Annotated in this window: 15 protein-coding genes; 5 read left to right on the top strand and 10 right to left on the bottom strand. The window is 63.8% G+C overall.

Annotated elements, in window-relative coordinates; genetic code table 11:
* Position 1: 1 nt before the first annotated feature.
* Complete coding sequence (locus tag L4X63_RS12915) at positions 2–742, top strand: succinate dehydrogenase/fumarate reductase iron-sulfur subunit (RefSeq protein ID WP_250679051.1); 741 nt, start codon at positions 2–4, stop codon at positions 740–742.
* Between the two features lie 327 nt (positions 743–1,069).
* Complete coding sequence (locus L4X63_RS12910) at positions 1,070–3,247, top strand: tetratricopeptide repeat protein (protein WP_250679050.1); 2,178 nt, start codon at positions 1,070–1,072, stop codon at positions 3,245–3,247.
* A 145-nt stretch (positions 3,248–3,392) separates the two neighbouring features.
* Here the strand turns inward: L4X63_RS12910 and L4X63_RS12905 are convergent, their stop codons facing one another.
* The 8 genes from L4X63_RS12905 to L4X63_RS12870 all read right to left on the bottom strand — a co-directional run bounded on the left by L4X63_RS12905 (position 3,393) and on the right by L4X63_RS12870 (position 11,169).
* On the bottom strand, positions 3,393–4,487 hold the full coding sequence (locus L4X63_RS12905) for a response regulator (protein ID WP_250679049.1): 1,095 nt from the start codon (positions 4,485–4,487) through the stop codon (positions 3,393–3,395).
* A gap of 18 nt (positions 4,488–4,505) precedes the next feature.
* Complete coding sequence (locus L4X63_RS12900; protein ID WP_250679048.1) at positions 4,506–5,081, bottom strand: hypothetical protein; 576 nt, start codon at positions 5,079–5,081, stop codon at positions 4,506–4,508.
* Positions 5,056–5,862: a ParA family protein gene (locus L4X63_RS12895; protein WP_250679047.1), complete on the bottom strand. Its 807-nt coding sequence runs from the start codon at positions 5,860–5,862 to the stop codon at positions 5,056–5,058. The genes L4X63_RS12900 and L4X63_RS12895 overlap by 26 nt, the downstream gene beginning before the upstream one ends.
* Positions 5,863–5,919: 57 nt before the next feature.
* A complete protein-coding gene (locus L4X63_RS12890) occupies positions 5,920–6,834 on the bottom strand; it encodes a response regulator (protein ID WP_250679046.1) in 915 nt (304 codons plus the stop codon).
* Positions 6,831–8,630 carry a PAS domain-containing sensor histidine kinase gene (locus L4X63_RS12885; RefSeq protein ID WP_250679045.1) on the bottom strand — a complete coding sequence of 600 codons (1,800 nt, stop codon included), beginning with the start codon at positions 8,628–8,630 and terminating at the stop codon, positions 6,831–6,833. Before L4X63_RS12885 ends, L4X63_RS12890 begins: the two co-directional genes overlap by 4 nt.
* Positions 8,627–9,913: an HD-GYP domain-containing protein gene (locus tag L4X63_RS12880; RefSeq protein ID WP_250679044.1), complete on the bottom strand. Its 1,287-nt coding sequence runs from the start codon at positions 9,911–9,913 to the stop codon at positions 8,627–8,629. The genes L4X63_RS12885 and L4X63_RS12880 overlap by 4 nt, the downstream gene beginning before the upstream one ends.
* 28 nt (positions 9,914–9,941) lie before the next feature.
* Complete coding sequence (locus L4X63_RS12875) at positions 9,942–10,691, bottom strand: oxygen-binding di-iron domain-containing protein (RefSeq protein ID WP_250679043.1); 750 nt, start codon at positions 10,689–10,691, stop codon at positions 9,942–9,944.
* Between the two features lie 109 nt (positions 10,692–10,800).
* Complete coding sequence (locus L4X63_RS12870; RefSeq protein ID WP_250679042.1) at positions 10,801–11,169, bottom strand: roadblock/LC7 domain-containing protein; 369 nt, start codon at positions 11,167–11,169, stop codon at positions 10,801–10,803.
* Positions 11,170–11,453: 284 nt separating this feature from the next.
* Between L4X63_RS12870 and L4X63_RS12865 the strand changes: the two genes are divergently transcribed.
* A complete protein-coding gene (locus L4X63_RS12865; RefSeq protein ID WP_250679041.1) occupies positions 11,454–11,789 on the top strand; it encodes a hypothetical protein in 336 nt (111 codons plus the stop codon).
* Between the two features lie 5 nt (positions 11,790–11,794).
* A complete protein-coding gene (locus L4X63_RS12860) occupies positions 11,795–12,097 on the top strand; it encodes a hypothetical protein (RefSeq protein WP_250679040.1) in 303 nt (100 codons plus the stop codon).
* Positions 12,098–12,306: 209 nt separating this feature from the next.
* Here the strand turns inward: L4X63_RS12860 and L4X63_RS12855 are convergent, their stop codons facing one another.
* Positions 12,307–13,491, bottom strand: coding sequence for a PAS domain-containing protein (locus tag L4X63_RS12855; protein WP_250679039.1), 1,185 nt, complete (start codon positions 13,489–13,491; stop codon positions 12,307–12,309).
* A 216-nt stretch (positions 13,492–13,707) separates the two neighbouring features.
* Complete coding sequence (locus L4X63_RS12850) at positions 13,708–14,217, bottom strand: PaaI family thioesterase (RefSeq protein ID WP_250679038.1); 510 nt, start codon at positions 14,215–14,217, stop codon at positions 13,708–13,710.
* Positions 14,218–14,398: 181 nt separating this feature from the next.
* Here L4X63_RS12850 and L4X63_RS12845 point away from each other — a divergent pair, with 181 nt between their 5' ends.
* The gene (locus tag L4X63_RS12845; RefSeq protein ID WP_250679037.1) at positions 14,399–14,935 is read left to right on the top strand and encodes a nitroreductase family protein; all 537 of its coding nucleotides are present in this window, start codon (positions 14,399–14,401) and stop codon (positions 14,933–14,935) included.
* Positions 14,936–15,350 lie beyond the last annotated feature (415 nt).

Raw genomic sequence — 15,350 nt, 5'->3', positions numbered from 1 at the left:
AATGAACCTTGTATTACATGTATGGCGCCAGAAGGGGCCGAACGAGCCGGGCAAGCTTGAGCAGTACGAAGCCAAGAATGTCAGCCCGGATCAGTCCTTCCTCGAGATGCTCGACGAAGTCAACGAGCAGCTGATCAAGACCGGCGGCGATCCGATTGCCTTCGACCACGACTGCCGCGAAGGCATCTGCGGGATGTGCTCGCAGGTCATCAACGGTGTTCCGCACGGCGGCCAGGAGCGTACCACCGTCTGCCAGCTCCACATGAGGAACTTCAAGGACGGCGACACCATCTACATCGAGCCGTGGAAAGCCAAGGCGTTCCCGATCCAGAGGGACCTGATCGTCGACCGCACCGCCCTGGACAAGATCTCCCAGGCCGGTGGCTACACCTCCGCCCACACCGGCGGGGTTGCCGACGGCAACGCCATCCTGGTGCCGAAACCGTCCGCCGACTACGCCATGGACGCCGCCGAGTGCATCGGCTGCGGCGCCTGCGTAGCCGCCTGCCCGAACGGCTCCGCCATGCTGTACACCTCCGCTAAGGTGGCCCAGCTGGCCGAGCTTCCGCAGGGCCAGGCCGAAGCCGCCAAGCGCGTCTGCAACATGGTTGACGCTCTCCAGGAGAACGGCTTCGGCAACTGCTCCAACCACTACGAGTGCCAGGCAGCCTGCCCGAAAGGGATCAGCGTGAAGTTCATCGCCAGGCTCAACCGCGAGTACCAGAAGGCACTGTTCAAGTAGTCCGGTGCCGCGTTCCGCGGGATATGCAGCAAGGGGCGGGGGGGAAACCTTCCGCCCTTTTTTTATCTAGCGGACGCGCAGAGGCAAAGGCAATGGAACGCGGATGACGCGGATTGAGCGGATTAACGCGGATACTGCAAAAGCAAAGACAAAGACTTCAGGGGGAACCAAAACTGGATACTGCGGGTACCCTCCCCTTCAAGGGGAGGGACAGGGTGAGGATGGGGTTAATCCACCAGTTTGAACTAGAAATTATCGCGGTTGTCTGCTATTGATGACCGCTGTATCTGCAATGCTGGTTCAATGACTGAGACGGCTGGAGGTGGCATGCTTAAGTGGTTCAGGAAGGATTCGGCGAAACAGGAGTCCCCCCAACAGATTAAAGGAGGAGGTCTCCAGTCGATCATAGCCCTCCACCTCCAGGACGACCTGGAGTCGGCACGCCGGGGGTACCAGACCCTGGTCGATGCGGGCGGCGACAGCCCGGCGGCCATCTTCCTTCTCTGCACGGTGCTGGTCCAGCAGGAGCGGGTCGGCGACACCATCCCCTACCTCGACCGGATGCCGCACCCCAACGAGATCTCCCTCGACATCATCTCGGTCGTCGACCACGAGACCTGTACCGAACTCATCAAGGCGGTGCTGGACGCCGCCGAAGGGTACAAGAAGGCGCGCCAGGTCAACGCGGCCCGCGGCTGGTACGTGATCGCCACCTTCATCGACCATCGCTGCGTGGAGGCCCACTTCCGGCTCGGCGACCTCATGCACGACCTCAAGCAGTACGAAGAGGCCGAGGAAGCCCTGAAAACGGCGCTGCGGATCGACCCGGAGCACTGGGCGAGCCTTTACACCTACGGCGTCCTCTGCCAGGACCTCGGACGCGACTTCGACGCCATCGACCACTACCAGCATGCACTCGCCATCTTCGATGGGCACGCCAAGCTTCACAACAACCTCGGCTCGGCGCTGTTGAACGTCGGGAAGGTCTTCGACGCGCTTCCGCACTTCCAGCGGGCGGTCGAGCTCGACCAGACCCTCGCCTTCGCCCATTCCAACATGGGGACCGTCCTCAACCTGGCCGGTAACTGGCGCGCGGCCCTGGTCGCCTTCGAAAACGCCCTGAGGCTCGGCACCACCACCGGAGTCTGGGTCAAGCATGCCCTGGTGATGCCTCCGGTCCCCGCCTCGGTGGAGGAGATCGAGCAGTGCCGCGAGCGGATGCGGCGGGACCTGGTCGAGATGGCCAAGGTCAATCCCCGCATGATCGATCCGGTCCGCGAGGTCGGCATCGCCCCCTTCTACCTCGCCTATCACGGGATGAACGATCTCCCGCTGATGGAGCAACTGGTCGGCTTCTTCCAGACGAGCTGCCCGCAGCTCAACTTCCTCGCCAGCCACTGCGCCACCCTCGCCGACGCTCCCGCTCCCGGCGGGAAGATCCGGATCGGCTTCTTCTCCAACTTCCTCTTCGACCATCCGCTCGGGCACTTCCTTGCCGAGGTGATCGGAAGAATCTCCCGCGACCGTTTCGAGGTCGTGGTGGTTTCCACCTTCGCCCGCCAGGACCAGGTGACCGCCGGGATCCTCGAGAAAGCGGAGGCGATCGCGGTCCCGATGGTGCTGAACGTGGCCCAGAAGATCGTGGCGGATGCCAAGCTGGACGTGCTGGTCTACGGCGAGATCGGGATGGAGCCGCTCGGTTACTTCCTGGCCTTCGGGCGCCTCGCTCCGGTCCAGGTCGCCCTTTGCGGCCATCCGGTGACTACCGCCATCCCCAGCATCGACTACTTCGTATCCCAGGCCGGCTGCGAGCCCGCCGATGCGGCGGCCAACTACAGCGAGAAGCTTCTCTGCCTGAGCGAAAAGAGCAGCTACCTGTTCGTCGAGCGGCCGGCGGCACTGCGGACCGCCCGCACCCGCGCCGATTTCGACCTGCAGGAGGGGACCCATCTCTACCTCTGCAGCCAGTCCCTCTTCAAGATCCACCCCGACATGGATGCGCTCTTCGCCGGGATCCTCAAAAAGGACCCGGAGGCCGTTATCATCGTCTTCCAGCGGGACGTGCAGCAGTGGAACGAGCTCTTCCTGGAGCGGCTGCAGGGGGCGGGCGTCGATCTCTCCCGGGTGCTCTTCATTCCGCGCCTTCCCTACGGCGACTACCTGGAGCTCACGAGGCTCGTCGACGTGGTGCTCGACACGCTCCATGTCAGCGGCGGCGTGACCAGTTTCGACGCCTTCGCGGTCGGTACCCCGGTGGTCACTCTCCCCGGCGCCTTCATGCGCGGGCGTCTGACGCTGAGCCTCTACCGCCGGATGGGGATCGACGACTGCGTGGTGGAGAGCACCGCGGCCTACGTCGACAAGGCGGTCGCCATCGCCAGCGACCGGGATCTCCGCTCGCGGCTGAGCGCCAGGATCAACGAGGCGTCGCCGGCAATATTCGGGGACGAGGGGATGATAAGGGAGCTGGAAGGGCTTTTGAGCGAGGCTTACCGGAACCGGTAGTAGTCGCCCATCCTCACCCCGGCCCTTCCCTTGAAGGGGAGGGCGTGTTTGCGGAGCGGGTGAGTGGTGCATGATATAAAAATGAAGGCCGAGTTTCCTCCTGGAAACCCGGCCTTTTTTCGTCGTAATACGCGGGAGCGGCAGCCTACCCAAGTCCCAGCTTCTTTCTCACTATCTTAAGGTTGGTCTCGATGAGCTTATCCCCCGGGTTGAGGGCGGCGGCCTCTTCCCAGACGGCGAGCGCCTTGTCGTGCTCTCCCTGGCGGTAGTAGTCGAGCCCATCTTCGAGGAGCTGGTTGAACCGCTGCTTCGCGGTCGGCTCGGCCTGGTTCTTTTCCTCGATCTTCTCGTTGAGCTTCTCCTGGATCTCCTTCTCCACCGCCACGTGCTGCTCCTCGAGGAGCTGCTGGAGGGCGCTGCGCCCCAGGGAGAGGGGGGCGGGGGTCCCCCGCTTGAGCCGGACCTTGCCGTCCAAAATGACCAGGGTGACGATCTGCTGCCCCGGTTCCACGTACTCGCTTTGCACCTGGAAGAGGCGGTCGCGCACCCGCACGCCGGAGAGGGCGCCGGTAGGGACCTCGGGGCTGGCGGGGGCCTGGTTGTGCGCGGCCGGGATGTCCATCCTTCCCAGGTCGGAGTAGTCGACCGGGTCGACGAGGATGGTGAATCTCCCCGACGAGAGCCCCAACACCTTCTCGAGGGCCGCCGACCGCCCCTGCTTGTCGAGCTCGAAGTTGCCGGACCGGCAGCGCAGGGTGGCGTTAACCCCCTCGCCGCTGATCTCGATCCCCCCCGTGATACCCTTCAGTTCGCAAAACCGCATCACCTTCGGGAGGGGGAACTGGGCCAGGTCGCCGCGGAAGGCATGGCCGCTGGCGCCTTTCTTCTTGAGGAGGCTCTTCACCTTGGCGGCGAACACGCGGTGGTCGATCGGTTTCAGCAGGAAGTCGTCCGCGCCCCGCTCCAGCCCCTCGATGATGATGTCGGGATCCGACATCGAGGAGAGGAAGAGGAAGGGGGTATGGCGGGCGGGGAACTTCTCCAGGAAGGCTTCCCGGAAGCCGAAGCCGTCCATGTCCGGCATCATGAGGTCGGATACGATCAGCTCGGGTTCGGCCTGCTCGAGGTAGGGGAGGGCCTCCAGGGGCGAATTGAAGGTGATGGTCTCGTAGCCTGTTTCGGTCAGGCTGGCGGAGCATACTTCCAGGACGAGTTCGTCGTCATCAACGAGGAGGATCATGGGTTTCCGGTGACTCCTTTATTCGGAAAGTACAGCAATCAGCTGTTCGATGGAAAGTTCGAGCTCGGTCCGCTCCTCGACCGGCTGCGCGCAGACCCCCATCAGGAAGTAGGGCTCTCCCCGCACGGCGAAGCGGCGCAGGACGACCTTGTCGGTGTAGTTGATGTCCATCGAGATGATGTCGGCGCCGCTCTCCCCGAGCAGCATGGCTCCGCGCTCGAGGGCGTTGCCCAGTACCGAGGTGAAGGCGGCCAGGATGTCGCCCCCGACCGGGGAGTTGAAGTCGGCGAGCGGAAGCCCCTTGTGGTCGGCTACCACGGCGCCGATGAAGCCGCCGCGCTTGCAGAGCGAGGAGAGGATGTACTGCAGTTTGTCGCCGCGGTAGGCGAACTGCGGCATGGCCTCCTCTTCAAGCTCGATGACCGGGGCTGCCGAGGCGTCGGACTGGGAAGCCGGGAAAGCCGGCGCGGCGGCAGGTGCCGCAGGCGCGGCTGGCGCGGGGGCGGACGGCCGCGGGGCCACCCGCAGACCCATCAGCTCCTCTACCAGGCGAGCGGTCTCCTGAAGCTCAGAACAGCCCTGCAACAAGCTCATCGCTCACCCCCGTCTGTCTTGCGATTTCCCGCTCCTTGAGCTCAAGGGCGAGATCCATGTAGCACTTGCCACCTTGCTGCCCCTCGGCAAGCATGGCGACCGGCAACGACCGGACGCTCGCCTTTTCGAAGGTGGCAAGGTACGGAATGGTGTTGCGGAAAAAGAGCTCGGGCGGCAGCGAGGCGCGGAACTCGCTCCCCAGCTCCCGTTCGGTCTCGTTGTTCTGGTCGAACATGGTCATGAGGACCCCCTCGATGGCCAGCCCCGGGTTGTGGTGATCGCGCACCCAGCGGACCAGGTTCAAGAGCAGCGGCAGGCTCTTGATGGCCAGCGCCCGGCAGAGGACCACCGGGATCACGGCGTCGCTCGCCAAAAGGAGCGAGGTGACCAGCCCGCCTACCCCCGCCGGGGCGTCGATCAGGAGGTAGTCGAATCCCGCCGCGATCTCCCGGACACCGGCGGTCAGCCGCCCGTCCTTGGCGAACTCGTCGAGCATGAAGACGTCCTCGGGGTCGAGCCTCCCGATCCCGGCCACCGCCAGGTTCGGGTCCTTGGTGTGCATGACGATCTCGGCAAGCCCCTTTCCCCCTATCAGCTGGTTGATGAGGCCTACGTCGGTACGCTTCTTCAGATTGGTGGCCAGGGTAAGCCCCCCCTGGGGGTCGCAGTCCAAAAGCAGGACGCGGTTGCCGAACCTGCTCAGGCTGTAGCCCAGGTTGAGGACGGTGGTGGTCTTACCGACTCCCCCCTTCTGGCTGGCTATGGTTATCACTCTCCCCATAATGGATCTCCTTGAGATTATCGCTTGCTGCGGCTGCTGCCGGCCCTATGCCTCACCCTAGCTCTCTGCCGGAAGAGGGTATCGCAGGGCGATGGCTCCGGCGGCCTCGGCCTCTTTCAACTTCGCGGCGTTCTCCTTCAGGTCCCCCTCGATAAGGCTCAGGAACTCCCGGCAGCTTAAGGGGAGTCTCGCGGCCACCGCGAACGGGACCCAGGGGGGAGGACCGTGCACCTCGACCACCTGGCAGGCCGGCCCGGCGCAATTCCCCAGGATGGCCACCAGCTCGTCCAGGTAGGTGAGACAGTCGAGCACCAGGTAGCTCGAACGGGTGGGGGCGCGGGGGATCTCCGGGGGGATCTCGTCCAGGGTCAGCTTAAACTTTCCCCGCTCCAGAAAAAACATCCTCTGCAGCGCCGGGATCCCTGCGAAGGCCCCCTGGACGCTGTGCACCACCACCCCGTTCTCCAGGTAGATGGTCCCTTGCAGCTCCGGAAAGGTGATGGTGCAGGTCCGGCGCCCGGCTTCCATGGTCTGCAGGAGCTCGGCGATGCTGACGGCGGCGAGCTCGCCGGTGAGGGCGGCGGCCGGGGTGGCGGCCCGGGCGCTTCGCCGCAAGGCGGCCTTGACCCTCGCCAGCACCTCGGCGCGCACGAACGGCTTCACCATGTAATCGTCGGCCCCCATCTCCAGCCCCTTGATCTTCAGGTTGGAGCGGTCGAGGCTGGTGAGAAAGAGGACCGGCACGTCGGCCATGGCCGGGTCCTGGCGGATCTTCTCGATGGTCTGGAAGCCGTCCAGCTCGGGCATCTGCACGTCGAGGAGCACCAGGTCGGGAGTCTCCCGGGCGATCTCGTCGAGCCCCTGCGCGCCGTTCCAGGCGTGGTTCACCCGGTACCCGGCCAGCTCCAGGTACTGCCCCAGCACCTCGTGGGTGCTGTCGTCGTCGTCGATGGTCAGAATCAGGTTATTCATGGGTCCTCCGGGGCCCCCAGTTCGCTCAAGAGGTCGTCAACCAGCTCGAACAGCTCGATGTCGATGACCGGGGTCAGCAGTTGGTGATGGTACAGCCCCTCCAGCTGGTCGTGCGGGGTGGTGGCGACCGAGGTGCGGCGTTTGCTGCCGGTGAGCCCGGCCACGAAGCTTCTCAGCTGCTCGGGAAGCTCCTGGTCGGCGGCGAAGACCAGCTCGGGACGTTCCCGGCCGGCGATCCTCTTCGCCTCGAAGACGTTTCTGGCCATGAAGCAGGAGACTCCCGCCTTCTTGAGGGGCGCCTCCAGCCAGCCGTAGATCTCCTGCTGCGGGTCGACGATCATGGCGGCCAGGTCCTGACCGGAGACCGCGCGGCGCACCTCGGGGAACTCCAGGGTGAAGGTGCAGCCGCCGTTCTTGCCGTTGGCGACCCAGACCTTGCCGTCGTGGAGGTCCATGATCTTCTTGACGATGCTCAAGCCGAGCCCCGCGCCGAAGACCCGGGCGGCGATCCCCCCCTTGACCCGCGCCTGGTAGTAGCGGTCGAAGATGAAGGGGAGATCCTTCTCCGGAATCCCCGGGCCGGTGTCGGCGATCTCCACCCGCTTGGGCTTCCCCGGATGCTCGGTGAAGGTGACCGTGATGGTCCCTCCCCGCGGGGTGTAACGGATGGCGTTGGAGATGATGTTGTTGAAGGCCTGCTCGAGCTTCAGGAAGTCGGCCCGCAGCGGCCCGCTCTCTCCCCGCTGCTTCAGGGCCAGGACGATCCCCTTCTCGGTGGCGGTCGGGAGGTTGGTGTCCACGCACCCCTGTAAGACGGTGTCGAGGTGGACGCGGGCGGAGTTCAGCTGGTAGCGCCCCGCCTCCATCTTCTCGAGGTCGAGGAGCTCGCCGATGAAGGTGGTCATCTTCTCCCCGGACTCCACGATCTTCGTCAGGGCGTCCTGCCGTTTCTGGGCCGGGAACTCCTCGCCGAGCTCGATCAGCATGCGGGCGCGGCTGATGATGGCGTGCAGGGGGGACTTGAGGTCGTGGGAGGTGATCGCCATCAGGTCGGTCTTCAGGCGGTTTAACTCCAAAAGCTCCTCGTTGCTCGCGCGGAGCTCCTTCTCCATCTGCTTCCTGGCCGTCACGTCCAGCGTGGAGGCGACGAAACCCATTAGCACGCCGGCGGCGTTACGCACCGCCGAGATGGTGATGGCGACGATGACCTCCTCGGCGTTCTTCCGGCGGTTGATCATCTCCCCGCTCCAGTGCTGGATGGCGGGGTCGCTGATCTTTTGCCACATCTCCTTGTAGGCCTCGGGGGACTGGCGGCCGGACTTGAGGATCCTCGGGTTCTGGCCGATCAGCTCGTCGAGCGTGTAGCCGTAGAAACCGAGAAAGTGGGGGTTGGCGTCGACGATGTTCCCCTTGGGATCGGTGATGCAGATGCCGATCTGGGAGGTGACGAAGTGGCGATAGAAGAATTCCAGCCGCTGAAAGGAGCCGCGCTTTTCGACCGGGCGGCGGTAGTAGAGGTTGTAGCCGGTGGGGGAGGGGGTGACCATCACCTCGATCATGGTCCCGTCGGTGGCCAAGAGAATACCGCCCCCCGGGGAGTCCTCGCCGGAGGGGATCATGCGGAGAAAGTCCTTGCGGCTCGGGTCGGTCAGCAGCTGGAAAAAGGGGGTGCCGTCCATCACCGGGAGGAGCGGACCGCTCCCCCCAACCACCACGCTGTCCGGGTCGAGCTTGAGCCGCTGCCAGTTCTCGCGGCCGTCGAAGCCGCTGCCAACGCCTAAGTGAGAGAGGTTCATGGTTGGGCTCCGGTCCTCTTGGCGCCGGCGGTGAGCCGGGGCCAGTAGAGGGCTTCCTTGAGAATTTTCTGGTACTCCTGCTGCCCCTTGCTGAGCGCCGAGTGGGTGAGCTCGTTCAACTCGTCGTAGTTCTCGGCCACCAGGGCGACCAGCGAGGCGTCCAGTTTCCCCGCCTTGGCGGAGGTCTCCAGGAGCTCGAGGCAGGGCTGGCGCTCCATACCGAGCCGGTAGGGGCGGTGCTCACTCAACGCGGCAAAGCCGTCCGCCACCGCCACGATCCTCGACCCCAGCGGGATCTCGTCACCCTTGAGATGGAAGGGATAGCCGGTCCCGTCGGCCACCTCGTGGTGCAGGGCGGCCCAGGCCGGGATCTCCCCCAGTCCCGGGATCTCTTTGAGGATCCGGTAGGTGTGGTAGGGGTGGCTCTTGACCAGGTTGCGCTCATCGGGTGCCAGCGCCCCCGGCTTGTCGAGGATGGAGACCGGCAGGGCGAGCTTCCCCAGGTCGTGGAGGTTGCCCGCCACCTGCATCCGGCTGCAGTCGCAGTCGGAGAAGCCGGCCTTCTGCGCGAGCGCCGCGGCCACCTCGGCCACGCTCCGGGAGTGGGCCGCGGTGTGGCGGCTGCGGTAGTCGATGATCCTGCCGAAGACGGCGGAGAGCTCCCTGAGACCGTCGAGATCCAGGGTGACGCTCGCCCCCGACAGGGCACTCGCCCCCCCCAGCTGGGAGACGGTGGCGAACCTGGCGTCGAACCAGAAGTACTCCTTGCTCGACTGCTGGAGAAAGGCCTCCACCACCTCGGGACTGAAGACGCCGGCGGGGATGGTGGCGGCCCATTCGCACAGCTGCTGGCACTGGTTGAGAAGGCAGTGGCTGGGATCGAGCCGTTGGGAGATGGCGTCGGCCAGGTGGACGATGCCGGCTCCCAGCCTGATGGGCTCGTCCGGCTCCTCTTCCTCGAGTTGCAGCGCGCTCTTGTGGTGATGGCGGATCATGCGGGCGGCCGGGGAAAAAGGGTGGAAGTCCCGCAGCAGGCGGTAACCCAGCTCGGCGTGGTCGTTGAGCTCGGCGTCGTTGGTCTCCGGGGTGATGGCCCCGTTAAAGGCCACCACCCCGATGTCGTGCAGAAGGGCCGCGACGCAGATCTGCCCTTTGTCGTGCTCCGGGATGGGGAAGGCGTCGGCGATCTTGATCGCGAAGCTGAAGACCTCGCGGTGATGGTTGACGAGCGACTGGCTCACCAGGCCGAGGGCGGAGGAGAGTCCGTAGACCAGCCCGGTCATCTGAAAAGCGCCGCCGGTTTGCATCGGATCAGGCCGGGATGGGGTAGCAGTCGCCCATGAGGTCGACGCCGCAGCTGAGGGTCTCGGCCCAGTCGATGAACTTGTTGGCGAGCTCGCGGTTGGGGAACATTGCGCCGTGCTGGGGGGCGATCATCTCGATGTCGAGCTTTCTGACCGTGTTGGCCCACATCCTGAGCGCCTTGCCGGTGGCGAGGTAGCGACGGTGGAACCCTTCCATGTACTGGATGTGGGAGTCGAAGTCTTCCACGAAGGCGTAGTCGTTCCCCAGCGACGCCCCGAGGTCGCCGGTGTAGAGGATCTTGGAGGTCGGGTCGTACAGGTGGAAGTTCCCCGAGGAGTGGAGGAAGTGGGCCGGGAGGAACATGAGCGGGGCGCCCCCCAGGGTGATGATCTCTCCCTCGTCCGGGATCGGCTTGATCCTGGTCACCACCATCTCGTCCACGCCGAAGTGGGGGATGAAGCGCATCCAGAGGCCGGAGAGGTGGGCCTGGGCGTCGGTGACCATCAGCCAGCCGTTGGCGGCGGCGATGATGTCCGGGTCCTGGTGGGAGAAGAAGATGTGCTTCAGCCCGTTTTGCTTCATCTCGGTGGAGAGCATGGCAAAGAGCTTGGTATAGATCTTGTGACCGCCGGGATCGAGGATGATACCCTCACCGTTGTGGATGATTAGGTGCTGGTTCGCCTGCACCATCTGCCCGGTGGAAAGGTTGTTCACGAAGACGTTCTTGTGGGTACCATTTTCGAAAAGTTTGATCATGTGTATTCCTTTTGGCGCATGGCGAGGTCATTGGCCGGGAGAGTGATCCTGCCCGGAAGTTCCAGCTTATTAGCGTTGGGGTACTGGGGGGGGAGGTGGCGGTTACGGGTCACAGGAGGATCCCTTTGGTGGTCTCCGCTGCCTTGTTGAGGTCGAAGAAGATCAGCCCGAGCTTGGCGTCTTTTCTGGCCAGGGCAATCAGCACCGCGTGCTCGCCGGCGTGCATGCCGATGAAGTAGCCGTTTTTCCCCTTCACGTAGAGCTGCTCCAGCTCGCCTCGCTTGAGCTCGATGGCGATCCGCTCGCCCATCGAAAGCATGGCGGCGCTCATGGCGGCTACCCGCTCCTCCTCGACACCCTGCGGGAGCAGACTGGCGATGATGAGCCCATCTTCGGAGACGATAGCGCAAGCCTCGATATCGCTCGAACTGGCTTGCAGGCTGTTAAGAGCATTGTTCAACCCTTCGATGCGGGACATAAAACCTCCTCATGACGTGCCGTGATAACCGGTAATGGGATAAATACGATCCTTTTGTACCACAAGGCTTGGCCGAAGGGAAGCGAAAATTCGCGCTATGACATCTTTATGGGGGGGCTTTGACAGAAGAAGGGGGCTTTATGACACTCTTTTGATTCTCATAGACAGGAAGAGCTTTAATAGGTATATCTTGCTCTCTGAATCCATCTTGTGCCGGTGCCGTGCCGGGTCCCGTTTCCGCGGACCTGGCGGCTTGAGGCGCGGGAGGTACCGGAGGGTGAGATATGCTGAAGCAGATCGACCGGATGCCGGTCTGGTTCCTGATGCTGGCCGCCTTCGTGCTGGTGGCCCTGCTGGGATACGTCGACTTTCTGACCGGCGATTATTCGATACTGATCTTCTACGTCGTCCCGATCTTCATCGTCGCCTGGGGCGTGGGACGGTGGGGGGCGGTGGCGATCGCGGTGGCCGCCGGCATCGCCCGGGTGGTGTCCGATTTCTACAGCTACTCGGACAGCCAGTTCCGGTACTGGAATTCGCTGCAGGACACCGCGTTCCTCATCATGGTGGGAGTGCTGGTTGCCCTGGTCAAAAAGCTTCTGAGCGAAGAGGAGAGATAGCCCGCGTGGAAAGGTACCTGCCGCATCTTTTTGTCGTCAATTTCGTGCTCACCCTGGTGGACGCTTCCATCGGCTACCATGCCGCGCCCCTGCTTGTCCGGCTCACCAACGGCGGAGAGGAGGCCGAGGAGTCGGCCACCCGCACCGTCCGCTCGCTGCTGGCCGCCGTGGTCGGCTCCTACATGTTCCTCAACTGCCTCTTCTACTTCAACCCGAGACCTTCGCTGCTGCTGACCGTGACCGGCTTCATCGTGGTGGACATGGTCTGCCAGCTCTGGCTGCGGCGGAAGATGGAAGGGGAGGGGTGAACCTATTCCCTCTCCTCGATGGTCCTGAAGAGCTCCCGGATATCCACGGCCGGCTCCTTTGGATGGGGAGTGCGAGGTGGGGCAGCAGGTTAATTAAGTTGGAAGAAATTAAGGTTTATTATAGCGGGCTTTGCAGGGGTGACAAGGGGAGGCCGGTGGCGAGAGGACGCCGGGGGGAAGGAAAGAGGGCGAGAGGGAAGAGGGCGCCGCTATCCGGCTCGGAAGAGGATACCGCAGAGCCCGACGGGCTTTTGTTCCGGGTCGAGCAACGCCTCCCCCTGCATGCGCAGGGGAATCTCGGCCGCTTCCGGCCGCACGAGACGGAAGAGGAGCTCCAGCTTTTTCCCCGGCGCCACCGGCTCGTGGATGGCGGTCTCCACCTGGCCGCGGTCGCCTTCCTGGATCAGCGCGAGGAAATCGTCCCCTGCCAAGACGGCGGAGGAGGAGCCGAGGAGAGCGGCCGCCTGCCCTGAAAGGGTGAAGCTGCCGCTCGCCGCCTCCCACTGCCAGCTCCCGAACGATCCCTGCAGCTCCGCCTGTTCGAGCATGCTCTTGCGGGCGCCGAGCTCGGTCTCCATCTCCTTGATCGCGGTGATGTCGTTGATGATGGCGTGCTTGGAGACGGTCCCGTCCCGGTTGTAGATGGGGCTGTTGGTGACGTGATACCAGTGGCCGTCCTTGGGGCTTTGCACCTCCCAACTGACCGTCTCGCCCGCCGCCACCCGCTGGTTGACGCACCACGGGCAGATTTCGGAGAGCTCGTGGAGCGCCTGGTAGCAGAGTTCGCCGGTGGCGTCGCGCCCGATGTGCCTCTTGAAACGCTCGTTGATGAACTCGATGCGGTAATCGGCCGAGCAGATGTAGCTCAGTCCCGGCAGCGACTCGACCATGGCCCGGTACCGCTCTTCGCTGGTCTTCAGGGCGTCTTCCGCCTTTTTCCGGCCGGTGATGTCGGTCACCATCGCGAAGGAGCCCTGGAAGACCTCGTCATCGCCGTAAATGGGCGAGATGGCGACGTGGCACCAGACCTGGTACCCTTCCTTACTTTGGAGGCAGAATTCGAACTGTTCTTTGCCGACCTTGCGCCGGTGGGAGATCTTTTCCTGGCAGAGCCTCGCCCATTCCTCATCCATCAAGTCGAAGATGTACCTGCCGACCATCTCGTGGGGGTGATACCCCAGCATGAGGGCCATCTTCGTGTTGACGAAGCTGATGGCTCCCTTGGGGTCGGTGACCATGATCCCCTCGTTGGCCGTCTCGATCATGCGGCGGTAGCGGGCCTCGCTCTCTCTCAAGGCCACGCTCTGAGTCACCAGGAGGAGGCTGTTCTTGCGCTTGAGCGCTTCGATCTCCTTGATGAGCTCGTACCGGGACAGCTGATCGTACTGGTGCATGGGCAACTCCGGAAGGAGGGAGACGTCACGCAGCAGGCGGCCTCGTACCGCTTGAGCTGACGACCGCGCAAGAGTAGCAGATTTCGCACCGTAAATAAATGTTTACTGAATTGCTGGGGGAGTTGCCGGGGCGGGAGTAATCCTCCCCCACGCCCCTCGCTTGAAGGGGAGGGACAGGGGGAGGATGGATGTGTAGGACAGGGGTGCGGAGACCGACTATTTACCCTTCTTGGGGATCTTGTCGGCGGGAATCGTGATGCAGAGGCACTCCGCTTCGGCGTAGGTGGTCTCGCCGTAAAAGAGGCGGCCGTGCACCATCACCTTGCGCCCCTGGGCGGAGACCACCCGGCTTTCCAGGGTGACCACCTGCTCCAGCGGGAGCATGTTCTTGAAGCTTACGTTGAGATTCCCCACCACGATCGGGTAGCCTGCGGCCCAGGCGGCCAGGCCGAGGGACTCGTCCATCACCGCCGCCACCGCGCCGCCGTGGGCGTGGCCGGGAGGGCCCCCGGTCTCGGGACCGAACCAGATGCGGGCGTGCAGGTGCTTTTCGCTGTCACGGTAGTAGCGGGCGCGGAAGCGGTTTCCCTCGGGATCGCCGGAAACGAACCTGAGCGATTCTCCCACCAGGGAAGGGGCATCGAAATGGATCCACCCCTCCTCGCCGCTGAGATCGACCGGGGGGCAGGGAAGCTGGGAAACCTTGGCAACGTTGGAATTGGACACGACTGGAGTTCCTCCCATCTGTTGTTACTTGACCCTTACGTTCACGTGGATCACCGGCGCTACCCTAGCAGACTTTGCACCGGAAATAAAGACCCTCAAGCAAGAAAATCGCTCTCACCCCTTTACCTCGCCCGCTTTGATGGTTATCATGCCGGAATTCTCTCTCAATGGAGGTACACCCTTGATAGAACTCTTACGCAAACGGCGCAGCATGCGCGCCTTCACCGAACAGCCGGTAGATGCCGGGACCGTGGAAACCCTCGTCGAATCCCTGCTGCGGGCCCCCACCTCGCGGGGGATCAATCCATGGGAGTTCGTGGTGGTCGACGACCGCGAACTGATCGGGCAACTCGCCACCGCCAAGCAGCACGGATCGTCGTTTCTGAAGGGGGCGCCGCTGGCGGTGGTGATCTGCGCCGACAGCACCAAGAGCGACGTCTGGATCGAGGACTGCTCGATCGCGGCGATCCTCCTGCAGATGACCGCCCAGTCACTGGGACTGGGGAGCTGCTGGATCCAGATCCGCAAACGGCAGCGCGACAAGGAGACCACCTCGGAGGCGTACATCCAGGAGCTCCTCGGCATCCCCGATCACGTCAAGGTCGAGTGCATGATCGCCATCGGCTACCCTGCCCAAAACCGCCAGCCGGTCCCCGCCGACGCCCTCCACTACGACAAGGTCCGCCACAACGGCTACGCCCCCCGCTGGGACCGCTGAGCCTCCACCTTGTTTGACGTCCCCTTTTGAAAGGGGGATTTCTTTTCAGCTGCCAGCGGTACAAATCCCCCCTGTCCCCCCTTTTTCAAAGGGGGGGACGTCGTTCACCTTCCTCAGCCGGTGGCCCCGCCCATGAGCGGCCTCAGCCGCTGGCCGCCCCGCCCATGAGGGCGGCCACGCCGTTTCCCTTCCCTGCTGTTCAAGATTGCTACAGCTGTTCAGCCGCTGCACACCGCTTCGGCTCCCGTCCCCGTCCCAATCTCCGCACATTCAACCTCTTACCCCTCCATGAGCCTGGGCCCACTCTTGCACTCCGCCTTCACACTCGCCTCTCGGGGGAGTCAGCGAGGCGCCTAAAGTTTTTCCTCTATTTCCCGAAAGGATAGCCGACCCGAACCACGTTCGGTAACGCGTT

Source organism: Geomonas sp. Red32 (assembly GCF_023652955.1).
Lineage (GTDB): Bacteria > Desulfobacterota > Desulfuromonadia > Geobacterales > Geobacteraceae > Geomonas.
Note: the sequence above shows the minus strand (reverse complement) of the source record. Positions and strands in the feature narration are given on the sequence as shown.

Bases quoted from the DNA above. Each gene is read 5' to 3' on its own strand.
- L4X63_RS12915 (WP_250679051.1), top strand. From the start codon at position 2: ATGAACCTTGTATTACATGTATGGCGCCAGAAGGGGCCGAACGAGCCG.
- L4X63_RS12910 (WP_250679050.1), top strand. From the start codon at position 1,070: ATGCTTAAGTGGTTCAGGAAGGATTCGGCGAAACAGGAGTCCCCCCAA.
- L4X63_RS12905 (WP_250679049.1), bottom strand. From the start codon at position 4,487: ATGATCCTCCTCGTTGATGACGACGAACTCGTCCTGGAAGTATGCTCC.
- L4X63_RS12900 (WP_250679048.1), bottom strand. From the start codon at position 5,081: ATGAGCTTGTTGCAGGGCTGTTCTGAGCTTCAGGAGACCGCTCGCCTG.
- L4X63_RS12895 (WP_250679047.1), bottom strand. From the start codon at position 5,862: ATGGGGAGAGTGATAACCATAGCCAGCCAGAAGGGGGGAGTCGGTAAG.
- L4X63_RS12890 (WP_250679046.1), bottom strand. From the start codon at position 6,834: ATGAATAACCTGATTCTGACCATCGACGACGACGACAGCACCCACGAG.
- L4X63_RS12885 (WP_250679045.1), bottom strand. From the start codon at position 8,630: ATGAACCTCTCTCACTTAGGCGTTGGCAGCGGCTTCGACGGCCGCGAG.
- L4X63_RS12880 (WP_250679044.1), bottom strand. From the start codon at position 9,913: ATGACCGGGCTGGTCTACGGACTCTCCTCCGCCCTCGGCCTGGTGAGC.
- L4X63_RS12875 (WP_250679043.1), bottom strand. From the start codon at position 10,691: ATGATCAAACTTTTCGAAAATGGTACCCACAAGAACGTCTTCGTGAAC.
- L4X63_RS12870 (WP_250679042.1), bottom strand. From the start codon at position 11,169: ATGTCCCGCATCGAAGGGTTGAACAATGCTCTTAACAGCCTGCAAGCC.
- L4X63_RS12865 (WP_250679041.1), top strand. From the start codon at position 11,454: ATGCTGAAGCAGATCGACCGGATGCCGGTCTGGTTCCTGATGCTGGCC.
- L4X63_RS12855 (WP_250679039.1), bottom strand. From the start codon at position 13,491: ATGCACCAGTACGATCAGCTGTCCCGGTACGAGCTCATCAAGGAGATC.